The 17,390-nt window shown below is 32.6% G+C and carries 13 protein-coding genes, 1 pseudogene and 1 CRISPR repeat array; of the genes and pseudogenes, 7 read left to right on the forward strand and 7 right to left on the reverse strand.

Annotated elements, in window-relative coordinates; translation table 11 throughout:
- Positions 1 to 37 precede the first annotated feature (37 nt).
- The 6 genes from DW196_RS06170 to lexA form a co-directional block, all read right to left on the reverse strand.
- Positions 38 to 1,315, reverse strand: a complete 1,278-nt coding sequence (locus tag DW196_RS06170) for a hydroxymethylglutaryl-CoA reductase, degradative (RefSeq protein ID WP_071456506.1) — start codon at positions 1,313 to 1,315, stop codon at positions 38 to 40.
- A gap of 20 nt (positions 1,316 to 1,335) precedes the next feature.
- Entirely contained in the window at positions 1,336 to 2,508 is a 1,173-nt protein-coding gene (locus DW196_RS06175) for a hydroxymethylglutaryl-CoA synthase (protein WP_118250638.1), read from the reverse strand.
- A 152-nt stretch (positions 2,509 to 2,660) separates the two neighbouring features.
- On the reverse strand, positions 2,661 to 3,284 hold the full coding sequence (locus DW196_RS06180; protein ID WP_118250639.1) for a 50S ribosomal protein L25/general stress protein Ctc: 624 nt from the start codon (positions 3,282 to 3,284) through the stop codon (positions 2,661 to 2,663).
- A 359-nt stretch (positions 3,285 to 3,643) separates the two neighbouring features.
- Positions 3,644 to 4,687 (reverse strand): M42 family metallopeptidase, encoded by a 1,044-nt coding sequence (locus DW196_RS06185; protein ID WP_187363585.1) that lies wholly within the window; start codon positions 4,685 to 4,687, stop codon positions 3,644 to 3,646.
- A 48-nt stretch (positions 4,688 to 4,735) separates the two neighbouring features.
- On the reverse strand, positions 4,736 to 4,924 hold the full coding sequence (locus DW196_RS06190) for a hypothetical protein (protein ID WP_071456510.1): 189 nt from the start codon (positions 4,922 to 4,924) through the stop codon (positions 4,736 to 4,738).
- A 109-nt stretch (positions 4,925 to 5,033) separates the two neighbouring features.
- Positions 5,034 to 5,654, reverse strand: coding sequence for a transcriptional repressor LexA (lexA, locus tag DW196_RS06195; RefSeq protein WP_118250641.1), 621 nt, complete (start codon positions 5,652 to 5,654; stop codon positions 5,034 to 5,036).
- Between the two features lie 146 nt (positions 5,655 to 5,800).
- Here lexA and DW196_RS06200 point away from each other — a divergent pair, with 146 nt between their 5' ends.
- The 6 genes and pseudogenes from DW196_RS06200 to csn2 all read left to right on the forward strand — a co-directional run bounded on the left by DW196_RS06200 (position 5,801) and on the right by csn2 (position 14,260).
- The gene (locus DW196_RS06200; RefSeq protein WP_071456512.1) at positions 5,801 to 6,043 is read left to right on the forward strand and encodes a DUF896 family protein; all 243 of its coding nucleotides are present in this window, start codon (positions 5,801 to 5,803) and stop codon (positions 6,041 to 6,043) included.
- 96 nt (positions 6,044 to 6,139) lie between these two features.
- Positions 6,140 to 8,140, forward strand: a complete 2,001-nt coding sequence (gene tkt / locus DW196_RS06205) for a transketolase (RefSeq protein ID WP_118250642.1) — start codon at positions 6,140 to 6,142, stop codon at positions 8,138 to 8,140.
- Between the two features lie 265 nt (positions 8,141 to 8,405).
- Positions 8,406 to 12,413, forward strand: a pseudogene (gene cas9 / locus DW196_RS06210) (type II CRISPR RNA-guided endonuclease Cas9).
- A complete protein-coding gene (gene cas1, locus DW196_RS06215) occupies positions 12,410 to 13,279 on the forward strand; it encodes a type II CRISPR-associated endonuclease Cas1 (protein WP_199566562.1) in 870 nt (289 codons plus the stop codon). The pseudogene cas9 and the gene cas1 overlap by 4 nt, the downstream one beginning before the upstream one ends.
- On the forward strand, positions 13,276 to 13,611 hold the full coding sequence (cas2, locus tag DW196_RS06220; RefSeq protein WP_071456516.1) for a CRISPR-associated endonuclease Cas2: 336 nt from the start codon (positions 13,276 to 13,278) through the stop codon (positions 13,609 to 13,611). The genes cas1 and cas2 overlap by 4 nt, the downstream gene beginning before the upstream one ends.
- Complete coding sequence (gene csn2, locus DW196_RS06225; protein WP_158563535.1) at positions 13,604 to 14,260, forward strand: type II-A CRISPR-associated protein Csn2; 657 nt, start codon at positions 13,604 to 13,606, stop codon at positions 14,258 to 14,260. Before cas2 ends, csn2 begins: the two co-directional genes overlap by 8 nt.
- A 110-nt stretch (positions 14,261 to 14,370) precedes the next feature.
- Positions 14,371 to 14,671: a CRISPR direct-repeat array (repeat unit 36 nt; unit sequence GTTTTAGAGCTATGTTGTTTTGAATGCTTCCAAAAC).
- A 33-nt stretch (positions 14,672 to 14,704) separates the two neighbouring features.
- Here csn2 and DW196_RS06230 read toward each other — a convergent pair.
- Complete coding sequence (locus tag DW196_RS06230) at positions 14,705 to 16,165, reverse strand: MDR family MFS transporter (protein WP_118250644.1); 1,461 nt, start codon at positions 16,163 to 16,165, stop codon at positions 14,705 to 14,707.
- 223 nt (positions 16,166 to 16,388) lie between these two features.
- Between DW196_RS06230 and glsA the strand changes: the two genes are divergently transcribed.
- Entirely contained in the window at positions 16,389 to 17,315 is a 927-nt protein-coding gene (glsA, locus tag DW196_RS06235; RefSeq protein WP_071456518.1) for a glutaminase A, read from the forward strand.
- Positions 17,316 to 17,390: the final 75 nt, after the last annotated feature.

Below are 17,390 nucleotides of genomic sequence, written 5' to 3' on the forward strand. Positions count from 1 at the left end.
TTGAAAAAGCAACTCCAAATGAAACTGGAGTTGCTTTTTATTTTTGTCTTAATTGGTTTAAAATATCTGTGGCTGTTTGGGTATTCATATGGGGAGACTGTCTTAGTTTTTCTGTGACTTGTTCTATTTCATCCCCAGTGGCGCCAACTTGTATAGCTAAAGAGCTTGCATGTAATTTCATATGCCCTTTTTGAATACCATCACTAACCAGTGCTTTTAGTGCGGCAAGGTTTTGAGCAAGACCTACTGAAACAATTATTCTAGCAAGTTCTTCAGACGTTGATATAGACATCATATTTAAATTTGCTTGTGCCATAGGAAGAACCGAAATAGCTCCTCCCACGCTACCAATTGACATCGGTAAAGTCAGTTTCCCAACTAAGTACTCATCTTGCACGTGCCATTCTGTCATACTTTGATACGTACCGTTCTTGCTAGCATATGCATGAGCAGCAGCCGAGACAGCTCGCGGATCGTTTCCTGTTGCAATAACAACAGAATCAATACCATTCATGATGCCTTTATTATGAGTGACAGCACGATATGTATCGAGGTTGGCATATTGAGTGGCTTTTTCAATTCTTTGAGCAATGTTTTTCCCACTAGTTGATTGATTTCCAAGTTTATCAAAAGGAATCGAGCAAGTCGAAGTGACAAGGGATTCGGTGTTATAGTTACTCAAAATAGACATCAGTGCTTCACCACCGACTAAATCAACAATAAGTGGGGTGACCCCTTCAAGAATCGTATTAATAATATTCGCTCCCATAGCTTTTTGGACATCTACTAATAAATACACAGTTAAAAATGTATCATCACCGTTTTCAGATTCAAAAATGTCGCAAGTAATCTCTTTTAACCCGCCACCACGTTTTACGATTGATGGGTGAGCGTTATCTGCGACTTCTTTAATTTTATCAACCTGTGACAAAATTAGCTTTTTAGCGTCATTTGGATTCGTTACGCCTGTTAAGATAATTTGCCCGCGTTTCAAATAAGTTTCGATAGATGTTTTAAAACCATTGGGTCTAGCTAATTTAGCAGCATTGCTACAAGCAGCTATAACAGAAGGCTCTTCAACAACCATTGGAATGATTTTTTCTTCACCATCAATCAGAAAATTCAGTGCAACACCTAAAGGAAGTGGAAATTGAGTTAATTGATTTTCAATCAGAGAATTAGCCACGTCATTATCTAAAGGTGAATTGTTTTTAAACAAGCAATAGTCTTTGTCGTCTAGATAATGCTCACTAAGTAAGATAGAGAGTCTTTCATCTCGTGTTTTCTTATAAAACTTATTAAATAAATTCGTCACTAAAATATTCTCCTTGAAATTTAGTTTTTACCGTACAGACGTTGATGATTATCAGTACCTTTAAAGAAAAAGATGCTATTGTCTGTTTTATCTTGATTAAACAAATGATTACCATCTGAATCGATGCTTAATTCTTTGGTAAACATCGTCGTATAGTCTTCGATAGATAAATCTATTCTATTGGTTAATAGTTTTTCATGTTCAGCTACTAATAAAGAATCTTTAAAACCATCAACTAATTTTCCGGTAAATATTTCTGCTACAGCACCACTACCGTAACTAAAGAAACCAATGCGATCAGTTGCGGTAAGAGAAGATGACGCATGTTCAATCAAGGACATAAAACTTAAATACAATGAACCAGTGTAAATATTTCCGATATCACGAGAGTAGTTTGTACTATATTGGTAGTTTTCTAGTAATAAGTCTTTGTTTTTTGGTGCCTCTTTCTCCAAAATTGGTAGTAAAGCTTTTTTCCCCATTTTGGTATAAGGTAAATGGAAACAAAAAGCAGAAAAATCTTCTAGTGATAGATTAGTCCGTTTAGAATATTCTACCCATAACTCACTGAAAAAAGAAATATACGCTTCATTTGAGAATTTTCCATCTACAATGGCAGTTTTAGAATAGTTTGGACGCCAAAAATCAAAAATACTTTTTGTCATTGATACAGAAGTTTCTTCGATTTCAATAATTTTTGGATTAGAACTCACTATCATGGCAACTGATCCAGCACCTTGTGTTACTTCTCCAGAACTATTAAGACCGTATCTTGAAATATCAGACCCAATAACTAGGGCTTTTTTATCAGGATGTAATCTTACAAAATCAACAGCCATCATAAGTCCAGCAGTTGCACCAAAACATGCTTGTTTCAAGTCAACGGATTTAGCGAAAGGATGTATATCCAACAAATCATGAATAAATGAGGCAACAGACTTAGACTCATCAACACCTGTTTCTGTACCTACGACAATTAAATCTATGTTATTTAAATCATTTTCCGTAAGTAGAGGGTAGGCTGCATTAGCTGCCATACTGACAGTATCCTGACTAATAGGTGGGACTGACATTTTAGATTGACCAATACCTATTGTAAATTTTGCAGGATCAACGCCTCGATGTTTCGCCAATTCTTCTAAATCGATATACGTATTTGGAGTGTAAAAATTTATTTTATCTATACCAACCATACAATTAACCTACTTTCTTTTAAATAAGAGTAATTCACTAAGTATTTTATCATACAAAGAACAAAAGAGTAGGAGATATTTGTCAATTTTAGGAATCTCTTAAGGTATAAAAAAACTGGACTTATAAAAGTCCAGTTTGCATTATGATAAAATTAGTCTTCTTCAGTTTTAGCGTTAACTAATTCTGGTTCAGCAGCTTCAGCTGTTTCAGCATCTTCTTCAACAGCAGCTGACATTTCAGATACAGAACAGATTTGTTCTTCAGCATCTGTTACGATAGAGAATTCTTCGTGTTTTGGAATATCAGCAATTACTAAAGAATCACCAATTTCTAAGTTAGTAATATCAACTTCAACACGTTCTGGTAATTTATCAGGAGTTGCAGAAACAACTACGGTGTATAAGTTTTGTTCAAGAACCCCACCAGCTTTAACCCCCTTAGGAGTGCCAACAAGTGCCAATTCTGCTTCAACTTCAGTTTCTTGAGACATATCTACAGCTAAGAATTCAACATGAACCCAAGATTTAGTAAATGTATCTAATTCATAAGTATGTAATAATGTACTAATTTTTTTACCGTCTAAATCTAGTACGTATACCGCGTTCATACCGTTTTCTCGGATATCTTTTTCCAATTGACGAGCATTTACAGAGATAGATAAGTTTTGGATACCATTGCCGTTTACAGCAGCTGGTACACGACCTTCTTCTCTTAATTTTTTGCGGATAGATCTTGGTCTAGTCGCTCTTTCTTCTACTTTTAACACTACTGACATAAATAATTTCCTCCTTTAGAATATAACATCTTAATTAGTTCGTTATTTAGTTCATGTAGACGTAATCGTTGTGATGAGCTAGTCGATTAATCTAGTGATATTGATAAGCGTGTTAAACATATCAATAACGAACGATAAGACTATATTATACCTTTTGAGGCAATCTTAACAATTAAATACTAATTACTAAGTTAAATATGGAGACTAAGGACTTAAGCAACCCATATATTGCCTGCTCATCATGGCTAAAAAACCACACTATAATATAAGCTTATGGACTAACCATACGACGAAAACAAGAAAAGGTCAAGTGAAATAGTTTTATATAAAAGAACAACATCATAGAGTTTGTTTTTTTATTATGACAAAGAACTAAATAAGTATTCTGATACTAGGTGTTCAGTAGATTGGATTGATTCCTTATGTGTTCTTTCATAAGCATGACTAGATTCAATGCCTGCTCCAATTAATCCATGCTTCACATCTGCTCCAGCCTTCATAGCTGCAGAGGCATCACTTCCATAATATGGATAGATATCAAGTTGATAAGGAATACTTTTTTCTTTACAAATAGAAACAAAATGATTTCTTAAACCAAGATGATAAGGTCCACTAGCATCTTTTACACAGATGGATACAGTGTATTCGTCTGTTTGTTGATCGTCACCCATAGCTCCCATATCAACAGCGACATATTCAACAACATTTGGAGAAATATTAGAGTTACCACCATAACCAATTTCTTCATTGTTTGAGAAGAAAAAGTGAGTTGTGTATGGCAGCGTTTGATTAGTTTCTTTTAGATTAATTAAAAAATTCATTAGAATAGCCGCACTAACTTTATCGTCCAAATGTCTAGATTTTATGTATCCAGAAGGTGTGACCACTGTTCGTGGATCGAAACTAATAAAGTCACCTACCTGAATACCTAAATTTTCTGTATCTTCTTTAGAAGAAACTTTTTCATCAATTCTTACTTCCATGTTTTGTTGGTCGCGTTTTGCTGTTCCTGAATCTTTATAAACGTGGACACTCGTTTGATGCATTAAGATGGTTCCGGTGTAAGTTTTATTGTCTTGCGTGTGAATCGTACAATATTCACCCTCAATGGCATTAAAGTTAAATCCACCAATTAAATCAAGTTTCAATCGACCATCTGGTTTTATGGCACGAACCATTGCACCTAATGTATCAATGTGAGCCGTAATAAATCTTTCTTTATCTAAAGTTTTACCTGGAACAGTGATAATTAGGCTGCCTTTATTATTAATAGTTGGTTCATAACCATGAGATGTCATTTCATTATAAATAAAATCAATAATGGTTGATGTATCTCCAGTTGGAGAAGGTATATTGGTTAATTCACGGGTTAGTTCAATTGTTTCTTTTGACAAACGTATCATCCTTTCTTTTAAGTTAAGGTTAGATGAATCGTGTATAAAAAGCAATGACTATTTTTTATAAGATAAATGGTGATTTTTTTGTTGTGAACGTTTATAACTTTTCTCATCCCAAAGCATTAACCAGAGTAATACAAGAGGGGTCAAAATAATCAGAGCCACATCTAGTCCTAAAGTACCTAAAATAATCCCAATAATTAAAACAATTAAGATTAAAGCATATCGTCTAATAGCAAACATATAAACACTCCTTAAATTTTTACGAACGTGCGTTCTTTTTTTATGAAAATATTATACAAACATCTGTTCTCTTTGTAAAGAAAAAAATAAAGCATAACATCATGCTTTATTAAATATGATTTCTATAAAGGCCGACAACTTTGCCTAAAATTGAGACATTGCTTAATATGATAGGTTCCATTGTGTCATTTTCTGGTTGCAAACGAATATGATTTTTTTCTTTAAAAAACCTCTTACATGTTGCTTCGTTTTCATCTGTCATGGCAATGACGATTTCACCGTTAATAGCTGACGATTGTTTTCTGACAATAACATGATCACCATCGAATATGCCAGCGTTTATCATACTATCACCACGAATCGTAAGCATGAATAAACTGTTTTCTTCATATTTTAAGTCAGGTGGTAGTGGGAAAAAGTCTGATGCTTCTTCAACAGCTAAAATTGGTTCACCAGCAGTTACTACACCTAACATTGGAATGAAAGGTGAGTTGATACCAATCATTTTTAATCCTTCGCTTGTTAATTCAATAGCTCTTGGTTTAGTAGGGTCACGACTAATTAAGCCTTTTTTTTCTAAACGAGAAAGATGTCCATGAACGGTTGACGTTGATGAAAGGTTGACAGCTGTTCCGATTTCTCTAACAGTTGGAGGATACCCTTTTTCTTCAACTTGTTCGTGTATGTATTTTAAAACGTCTAATTGTCTAGAGGAACGTTTAGTTGACATAATGATACCTCATTTCCTTTTTTTTTGAGTGTAACATAAATTTTCATTAAAATCAAACGCATGTTCGTACTTTTTTGTTGCAATTAATTGTTTTTTTATTCCTTTTAAGATACTATTTAATTAGAACTTTAAGGAGGTTTACACTCATGTTAAGCGAAAAAAAATTAGCAAGAATAAACGAATTAGCAAACAAATCAAAAACAACGGAAGGATTAACTGACGTTGAAAAAAAAGAGCAACAATTACTTCGAGAAGAGTATCTAAATAGTTTTAGAAAAGGTATGAGAAATCATATTGAAGGAATGAAAGTCGTTGATGAAGAAGGAACAGATGTTACGCCTGAAAAATTAAAACAAATTCAAAAAGAAAAAGGGTTACATGACAGATAACATTATGTTTTTATTTATGTAAAAACGCTTGTAAAAATAAAATATCCGATGTAGAATGTAATAAAGGTAAATAAAACCTAAATAGGAGGGCGTTATATGTTATTTGATCAAACTGATCAACTAGGTGTTAACACAATTCGTACACTTAGTCTAGACATGATTCAACAGGCAAATTCAGGACATCCAGGATTACCAATGGGAGCTGCACCAATGGCTTACACTCTTTGGACAAAATTCTTAAAGGTAAATCCTAAGACATCAAGACAATGGGCAGACCGTGACCGTTTTGTTTTATCTGCAGGACATGGTTCAGCAATGCTTTATAGTTTACTTCATTTGTCAGGGTATAAATTACCAATGGAGGAATTAAAAAAATTCCGTCAATGGGATAGTTTAACACCAGGACATCCAGAGGTACATCATACTGATGGTGTTGAAGCAACAACTGGTCCATTAGGTCAAGGGATTGCAATGAGTGTTGGGTTTGCGATGGCAGAAGCGCACCTCGCTGCAACATATAACAAAGATAAATTTAACATTGTTGACCATTACACGTATGCTTTATGTGGTGATGGTGATTTAATGGAAGGTATTTCTCAAGAAGCAATCAGTTTAGCTGGTCATTTGAAACTTGGTAAATTAATCGTTTTATATGATTCAAATGATATTTCTTTAGATGGACCTTTAGATAAATCATTTACTGAAGATGTAAGGGGTCGTGTTGAGTCATCAGGATGGCAACATATTTTAGTAAAAGATGGCAATGATTTAGAAGAAATCGCAAATGCTATTGAAGCAGCGCAAAAAGAGACAACGAAACCAACCATGATTGAAGTCAAAACTGTGATTGGTTTTGGTGCTGAAAATGAAGGAACAAACAAAGTGCATGGTGCGCCACTTGGAGCTGAAGGTGTGGCGTTTGCTAAAAAATCTTACGGTTGGGATTACCCAGCATTTACTGTACCAGAAGAAGTGGCAACACGTTTCCACGCTGATATGGTAGAAAAAGGTGGAAAAGCAGAAGCAGAGTGGCAAAAACTATTTGCTGATTACAAAGCTGCTTATCCAGAACTAGCGAAACAATTTGAAGAAGCATTCAAAGGTGACGTGACAATTGATTTGGAATCTGTTTTACCTACATACGAACTTGGTGAAAGTGCAGCAAGTCGTGTGACAAGTAAAGAAGCCATTCAAGTATTATCTAAAGAAATCCCATCATTCTGGGGAGGATCTGCAGATTTATCATCATCGAATAATACCATGGTAGCAGCTGAGAAAGATTTTGAACCTGGACAATACGAAGGCCGTAATATTTGGTTTGGTGTTCGTGAATTTGGAATGGCGGCAGCGATGAATGGTATTGCATTGCATGGTGGAACACGCGTGTATGGTGGAACATTCTTTGTATTCGTTGATTACTTACGTCCAGCATTACGTTTATCATCGATTCAAAAAGCACCAGTAACATTTGTGTTAACACATGATTCAATTGCAGTTGGTGAAGATGGACCAACGCATGAGCCAATCGAACAATTATCAAGTTTACGTGGTATGCCAAATGTGAATTTAATTCGTCCGGCTGATGGGAATGAAGTATCAGCAGCATGGAAATTGGCTGCAACATCAACAGAAACACCAACTGTTTTAGCTTTATCAAGACAAAACTTACCAGTTCTTGAAGGCACAACAGAAAAAGCATATGAAGGCGTGGCACGTGGTGCATACGTATTGTCACCATCAAGACGTGACACACCAGATGGTATTTTAATCGCGACTGGATCAGAAGTGAAATTAGCGATGGATGCACAAGCAGAACTATATGAAAAAGAAGGCGTGGATGTGTCAGTCGTTTCAATGCCATCAACTACTTTATTTGACGCACAAGATGTAGCTTATAAAGAAAGTGTGTTACCATCATCTGTCAGTAAACGCGTGTCAATCGAGATGGGAACAACATTTGGATGGGGCCGTTATGTTGGCTTATCAGGTAAATCAATTGGTATCGATAAATTTGGAGCAAGTGCATCAGGTAATAGAGTGATTGAAGAATATGGTTTTACAGTAGAAAATGTAGTGAAGACATTTAACTCATTATAATATAAATAAAACCCCGACAATTTTTATGATTGTTGGGGTTCTTTTGTTTTAAAAAACAGTTTTGTTAAAGAAAGGTATATTAGTTATACAGAGTGATGTATAATTAGATTACTAGATAAAATAAAAAAAGCGCCGAAACAGCGCCACAGAAGTTGATTACGGACTAAGCCTTATTTTAACTTGCTATGTTGTGTTGAATGCTACCAACAAGTTTATTATAGGGTCTTTTTGATAAAAAAGCAAATGGAAAATCGGAGGAGATTAAATGGTGAAGGAGTATTCTATTGGATTAGATATAGGAACAAGTAGTGTGGGGTGGAGTGTGATTGGTAGTAATAATGACTTAATAAAAAAGAAAATGTTAATAAAAGGCAATACTACTAAGAAATATATTAAGAAGAATTTCTGGGGAGTTCGTTTATTTGAAGAAGGACATACAGCAGAGGATACACGTATAAAAAGAGTAACTCGCCGAAGATACATTCGAAGAAGAAATAGAATAAACTACTTGCAAGAAATCTTTTCTGTCCCTATGTCTGAAATTGATAAACACTTTTTTGATAGGTTAGGAGAAACATTTTTAAGATTAGAAGATAAAAAATACCAACATTATCCAATTTTTGGTACGGAAAAGTTAGATAAGGAGTACCATGAAATCTATCCTACTATTTACCATTTACGTAAAAAATTAGCAGATTCATCTGAAAAAGCAGATTTATGATTAGTTTATTTAGCTTGTTCTCATATTATAAAATATAGAGGACACTTTTTGATAGAAGGAAACTTTTCGACAAATAATGTTTCTATTAATGATAGTTTTGAAAAATTTATTAATGTATATAATCAAAGTGACTTTATTGACGAAGAAAACTATCAAACTTTAAATAGTGAAATTAGAATAAATCAAATTATCAATGAACAAGGGTCAAGAAGTAAGAAATCTGAGAGTATATTAAATAACTTTCCCAAAGAAAAATCTAATTCATTATTTGGACAATTAGTAAAAATGATTGTTGGAAACCAAGGAAACTTTACTAAAATATTCAATTTAGAGGAAGGAATAAAACTACAGTATTCATCTGAAGAATATGAGCAAGATATTGAAATACTCTTGGGGTTGATTGGGGATGATTATGCAGATTTGTTTGAATCTGCAAAGGCAGTTTATGACGCGATAGAATTGTCTAATATTTTATCTAATACTGACGAATCAAGTCATGCAAAATTATCATCTAGCATGATTAGTAGATATAAGAAACATCATAAGGAATTAGCAGAATTAAAAAACTATATTAAATCTTATTTACCTGATAGGTATTATGAGGTATTTAAAGATTCTAGTAAACATGGATATGCTGGTTATATTGATGGTGGAGTAGGAGAAGAAGATTTTTATAAATATATGAAAAAGTTACTTTCTGAAACATCTGATGCTGAATCTTTTTTAAATAGCATAGAAAATGAGGACTTTTTAAGGAAACAAAGGACATATGATAATGGAGTTATTCCATATCAAATTCATTTAGAAGAATTAAGTGCAATTTTAAATAATCAAAGTGAACATTACCCATTTTTAAAAGAAAATATAGAAAAGATTGAACAGATTTTAACGTTTAGAATACCTTACTATGTTGGCCCATTAGCTTATGGAAACAGTAGATTTTCATGGGTTGTTCGAAAAGAAAAAGGGAGTATTACTCCTTGGAACTTGGAAGAAAAGGTAGATTTATCTCAATCAGCCACAAAGTTTATTGAGAAAATGACTAATTACGATTTGTATTTACCAAATGAAAAAGTGCTACCAAAGAATAGTCTAATTTATCAAAAATATATTATTTTTAACGAATTGACAAAAGTTAAGTATAAAGATGATAGAGGCAAAATTTTAAATTTTTCAAGTGATGAAAAAATATCTATATTTGAAGAGTTATTTAAATCAAAGAGAAAAGTAACTAAGAAAGATTTAATTAATTACTTAGAAAATCAGTACTTAATTACTGTTACAACAGTTGAAGGGATAGAAGAATCTTTTAATGCTGTTTATAGCACATACCATGATTTGATTAAGCAAGGTGTACCAAAGGAATTTTTAGATGAATCATCTAATGAAGAGATAATTGAAGATATCATTAAAATATTAACCCTCTTTGAAGATAGAAAAATGATACGGGAACAATTAACACAGTACAAAGGGATATTATCTGATAAAACGTTAAAAAAATTAGAGAAACGTCATTATACAGGTTGGGGAAGGTTATCAAAAAAATTATTAGTAGGTATAAAAGACAAAGAAAGTCAAAAGACAATTCTTGATTTTTTAATAAATGATGATGGTTTTCCAACCAATAATAATAGGAACTTTATGCAATTAATCAATGACCCATTATTGTCATTTAACGATATTATTGCAGAAGAACAACGTGAGAAAGAGTTTAAATCACAAGAAGATTTAGTTAATAGTTTACCAGGGAGTCCAGCGTTAAAAAAAGGGATATTACAGAGTTTAAAAATAGTCGATGAAATTGTTGATATTATGGGTGCACACCCAAGTAACATTGTGGTTGAGATGGCACGAGAAAATCAACGAACTAACAGAAGTAATACACGACAATCTCAGATAGAAAAAAGTTTAAAGGAACTTGAAAGTGATTTATTGAAAAATAAACTACCGTCAAATGAAGAACTAAAAAGTAATCGATTATTATTGTACTACTTACAAAATGGAATTGACTTATATACGGGACAATCTTTGGATATTACAAAATTATCTTCTCATGATATTGATCATATTATTCCACAAAGTTTTATTACTGACAATTCATTAGATAACTTAGTGTTAGTATCGTCAAAAGAAAATCGTGGGAAAAAAGATAATGTTCCTAGTAAAGAAGTTGTTAAGAGAAATAAGCCTTATTGGCAAAAATTATTAAAAAGTGGAGCTATGTCGAAAAGAAAATTTGATAATCTAACAAAAGTTGAAAGAGGTGGGTTAACAGAAGCAGATAAAGCCGGATTTATTCATCGGCAATTAGTTGAAACAAGACAGATTACAAAGCACGTTGCACGTTTATTAGATGAAAAGTTTAATGTTGAAAAAGATGAAAAAGGAAATATAAAACGAACAGTGAATGTATTGACATTAAAATCGTCACTAACTAGTCAATTTCGAAGTAAGTTCAGGTTATATAAATTACGAGATTTAAATGATTATCATCATGCTCATGATGCCTATCTAAATGCTGTAGTTGGGACAACACTACTGAAAAAGTATCCAAATTTAAGGGGGGAATTTGTCTACGGTGAATTTTCTAAGCAAGGATTAAAAAAACGATTATCAGCAACTGATAAATTAAATATGTATACAAATATTATGAATTTTTTTGATGCTGAAACCCCATCAGTAGATGAGAACGGCGAAATAATATGGTCACATAAAGATATTTCGATGGTTAAAAAAGTATTAGAATATAGACAAATGAACATAGTAAAAAAAGTGGAACAACAAAAAGGGCGTTTTTATAAAGAAACGATTCATCCGCACAGTAATTCTAATAAACTGATACCGATTAAAAATAATCTAGATACAAAAAAATATGGTGGCTATAAAGAACCCATGATTGCACTTAGTTTATTTATTCGATATAAAAAAGGTAAAAAACAAATTTTAACAAATGAAGTAGTAGGTATTCCGTTGATTAAAATAATAGAATATCAAAAAGATAAAGAAAGCTATTTAGAAAAAACAGGGTATACAAATCCGATGATTTTACTAGAATTATCCAAATACAGTTTATTTGAAACAAAGACTGGTAAGAGACGGATGTTAGCTAGTGCAACTGAGTTACAAAAAGGAAATCAATTTGTTTTACCTAGCTTTTTAGTAGAACTATTGTATCATTCTCAAAAAGCAATCGATGGCAATAAAGAAAGCCTAACATATATCAATGAGCATAGACAAAACTATGATAAATTGATGGACGAAGTAAATACTTACTCCAAAGAATTAATAGGAGCAGATAATAACCTAAATAAAATTAACAAACAGTATAGTGAAAATAAGGAAGTAAATATATTAGACGTAGCGAAATCCAGTCTGAATTTAATGAAATTTACTAGTTTTGGGGTAGCAATGGATTTTGATTATTTTGGAGTGAAAATTAATAGATACCGATATACTAGAGTTTCAGATATCAAAGAGCTTTTTGAAAGTGTACTGATTTACCAATCAATTACCGGATTATATGAAACTCGCATAGATTTGGAGAAATTATAATGGGTTGGCGGGTTATAGTAATAAACACGCATTCAAAAATAAGTTATAAAAACAATCATTTAATATATCGCTCACCCGAACAAAGTGAAATGATACATCTATCTGAAATAGATATACTATTACTTGAAACAACAGATATTACATTGACTACTATGTTGGTTAAGCGTTTAGTTGATGAAAATATTCTGATACTATTTTGTGACGACCATCGTTTGCCAATTGGTAAGTTACTTCCTTTCTATGGAAGACATGATAGTAGTTTACAAGTATCTAAGCAAGTTAATTGGGGAGAAGAAATTAAGATTGAAGTATGGACAGATATTATTTCGCAGAAAATTTTGAACCAAAGTACTTTTTTAAAGTATCAGAGTTATCATGAAAAATCAGATTCCCTTTTATATTTACATGATGAGTTGCAACCACTTGATCCATCTAACCGTGAAGGTCATGCTGCAAGAGTTTATTTCAATACATTGTTTGGTTCCGATTTTTCTAGGAGTGATGATTCTGATATTAACAGTGCTCTGAATTATGGATATACTTTAATTATGAGCTTATTTGCTAGAGAGATTGTGAAAAATGGTTGTATTACGCAATTGGGATTAAAGCATAGTAATCAGTTTAATAGCTATAATTTAGCAAGTGATGTGATGGAACCTTTTCGTTGTCTTGTTGATGAACTAGTCTATGAGCATCAAGGCAAAGATTTCATTCAAATAAAACGACATTTATTTGAATTATTTAGTAATACATATAAATATGATAATAAAAATATGTATTTAACTAATATTGTAAGTGACTATACCAAAAAAGTGGTAAAAAAATTAAACGGAGAGATGGAAGGTATTCCTAGTTTCAGGATATGAGTTATAGATATATGAGAATGTTAGTAATGTTTGATTTGCCAACAGAAACAGCAGAAAACAGAAAAGCTTATCGTAAATTCAGAAAGTTCTTGATTAATGAGGGATTCTTAATGCATCAATTTTCTGTTTATAGCAAGCTATTACTTAATGATACATCTTCAAAAGCGATGCTAGCCAGACTACAAAAGAATAATCCTGAAGATGGTCTTATAACTGTATTGAATATTACAGAGAAACAGTTTGCACGTATGGTTTATTTATCAGGAGAAAAAGATATGAGTATCGGTAATTCTGATAGTAGAGTTGTTTTTTTAGGTGATGATTATGATTAAATTGAATATTTCTTTATTAGATACGCCTATTGTGATTGATGGCCCATTATATTTTGTTATCAAGAATCAACCGTATTTTACTAAAGTAGTCCAAGAATTGTATCGGATAGATGAAACAAATGATATTAAACTATTTGATTCTAAGTATAATAACTTGAAATCAAATGACATGATTTTAATTACAGATATTTTAAGATTTGATGTTAATTCGTCATCAATAATTAAGCTAATATATACTGATTTAGAAAATCAATTAAATATCGATATTGAAACGAAAACAAAGATAGAGTTTTTAACAAATCAGATAACAACAATAATTTCAGATGAGTTGGTAGACCACAATCTAGATTTAATTATGGATGAGATAACTATACTAGAGCTATTTAAATCATTAGGCATAAAAATAGATGTGGAGCAAGGATCTATTTTTCAAAAAATATTGACGATTATTGAGGTTTATAAATATTTAAATAAGAAAAAATGTTTAGTTTTTATAAATGTTAGTGTGTATTTATCAATCAATGAAATGAAGTCTTTATTAGAATTTATTAGCTTAAATCAAGTTGATGTGTTATTTATTGAAAGATATGAGATGAAAGGCTTCTCAAATTATATATTGGATGAGGATTTTTATTTTTATAAGAATTAATGGTATAATAAGTACAAATAGAGCTCTTTGAAAAATTAAAAATGAAGCATTTAAAACAAAAGACCTGCTATGAGTCTCTATAGTGCGATTACGAAATCTTTTTCTACGAGGTTTTAGAGCTATGTTGTTTTGAATGCTTCCAAAACTCTGTTTTCTCTGCTAACAAAGTAAATAACAGTTTTAGAGCTATGTTGTTTTGAATGCTTCCAAAACAAGATATACTGTTAGGGTTGCTTTACCCGTGTTTTAGAGCTATGTTGTTTTGAATGCTTCCAAAACCATGATTTATTCTCCTTATTTCGTATTGTTGTTTTAGAGCTATGTTGTTTTGAATGCTTCCAAAACAGGGAAATCAATTTTGTAGTAATCGCCCATGTTTTAGAGCTATGTTGTTTTGAATGCTTCCAAAAATTATATACATAATTGAAATACCCCCAACAATTTTTATGATTGTTGGGGTTTTTTTGTTTTGTTGAATGATTTATTGACACCCATCAAAATTGCTTGTGTTAAGCCCATCGCGCAAAATAGTGTTGCTACAATAAAGGCGATGTTATATCCATGCAGAGTGGCAGATAACACGTCGGATTTATAAGTGAGTGGAGAAGTTAACAAAAGAGATTTGTGTGGCATATCTCTAAGTGTTGCTTGCGAGAGAAAACTAATGAGAATCGCTGTTCCAATTGAGCTGAATAGTTGTTTTGCTGTGTTATTTGTCGCAGAACCATGACTGATTAGATTATCAGGAAGAGAGTTCATACCGGCAGTAGTAACTGGCATCATGACCATCCCAACCCCGAGCATTCTAATACCGTAAATAATGGTAATAAAGTGCATGGGAGTTTTTTCATTTAGAGTACATAAACAAGCTGTCCCAAATGTTAGTAAACTCATGCCAATAATCGCTAAATGTTTAGCGCCGTATTTGTCAAACATCTTTCCAGTAATGGGCATCATGATACCTAAAATAAGTGCACCAGGAAGTAAAACTAAACCAGAGTGAAAGGGATCATACCCACGGACATTTTGGATATAAAGAGGTAACACCATTTCTGCTCCAACCATAGCCATGTTTACAATCCCACTTAATATGGTGGTGTTGGTAAACAGTTTTGATTTGAATACTGCCATACTTAAAAAAGGGTTTTTGATGTTCTTTTGTCTTCGACTAAAAAGAACAACAAGTGCCGCTCCAGCTAATAGAAGAATTAGAACTAATGGATCTGTCCATCCGTGATCGCCAACTAATGAAAAACCATAAAGTAAACTACCAAATCCTAAAGTTGATAAGACGGGCGAGAGAATATCAATTTTTGATGGATGTAGAGGTAATACGTCTTGCATAAAAATAAAGGACAAGACAATGACTAATACGACAATCGGGATGAGTAACCCAAAAAGATATCGCCAGTTAAAAGTATCAATGATCCAACCGGATAAAGTTGGCCCAATTGCAGGAGCAAGTCCAATAACAATACCTGCTATACCAAGTGCTTTTCCCCGCTCGTTTTCTGGATAGATGCTCAACATAATGGTTTGTAGTAGGGGAAGTGAAATTCCAACACCCATAGCTTGAATAATTCGTCCAAGTAGAAGCATATCAAATGAATTTGCTATTAAACAAATGATGGTACCGACTAGAAAAAGAGAAATAGCGCCAATATATAAAGTTTTAGTACGAATGTTATTCATCAAATATGCACTGAGTGGAATCATAATACCATTAACTAGTAGGAAACCAGTTGTTAACCATTGAATGGTAGAAGTTGAAACTGAGAATTGTCTCATTAAATCTGGATAAGCAGTGGTTAGGAGCATTTGATTTAAAACAGTACAAAAGCTACCGATAATAATCGTCACCACGAGTAAATTACGATGTTTTATTTTGACGATGGGATTTTCCATAATGAGTCCTCCTTAAAATAAATATAGTATATAGATTACGCTGATTTATTGAAAAACAAATGAAAATATCAGTGTTTTATTATCAAAATTAATAGACTATCTTTTTTATTTAAGCCAAGCTATAGATGGTTTATGAAAAATACCTAGAAGGTTTGTAAAAATAACGTTTTTTTTTCGTTTCTTTTCGTCACAATAAAGGAAACTACGAAAGAAGATGAATAAGATGAACGTGGAAACATTAGATGAATTGATTGCAAAGAATAAAGTATATTGTTCTATGGGGGCCAATGCTAGTTATATTCCAGCACTAGCCAGTGTAAACCCTAATCAACTAGGGATATCTCTTTATCATATAGAAAGTAAAGAACTTATTTCAGCTGGGGATGCTTTAGTAAAATTTGCGATTGAAAGCATGTCAAAAGTCCCAGCACTTTTATTAGCTATTGAAGATAATGGCTTAACTACTGTATTAGAGCATATCAATACGGAAGCAACTGGTTTTGCGTTTAATTCACCACTTAATATGGAAATCAATCACGACAAACATCCGCTAAATCCATTTGTTAATATTGGGGCGATTGAAACAACCTCTTTGATTAAAGGCAATTCACCTGACACACGTTTTAGTCGTTTGTTGACATTTGTAAAAGAAATTTGTCATGATGAAAGTATTAGTTTGAATGAGGAAATCTATGAGTCGGAGTCAAAAACGGGTGATATTAATCGCTCGCTTGCTTATTATTTAAAAGGTAATCACATGTTATCAGGTGATGTAGATAGTATTTTAGAGGTTTATTTTAAACAGTGTTCTTTAAATGTAACGACAGTAAATATTGCGATGATGGCGAGTGTTTTAGGAAATAAAGGGGTAAAGCCTTGGGACAACAAACGACTAATATCTGAAGAATCAGCTACTTTAGTAAAGTCTGTTATGACAACTGCTGGTTTGTATGATGAGTCGGGAGAATTTTCAGCTCATGTTGGAATACCGGGAAAAAGTGGTGTTGGTGGCGGCTTGATGGGTGTTGCTCCTAATAAATATGGCATTGGTGTATTTAGTCCACCTCTTGATAAATCAGGTAATAGTTTGGCAGGGATGAAGTTATTAAAAGATGTTGTAGAGGAACTATCTCTTAACATATTTAATTAAATAGACATATTATTTACAAAAATGTATCAAAAATAATATATAATCATGATATGATGAAAAAATAGTATACAATAA

The sequence above is a fragment of the Vagococcus sp. AM17-17 genome (genome assembly GCF_003471765.1).
Classification (GTDB): Bacteria; Bacillota; Bacilli; order Lactobacillales; family Vagococcaceae; genus Vagococcus; species Vagococcus teuberi.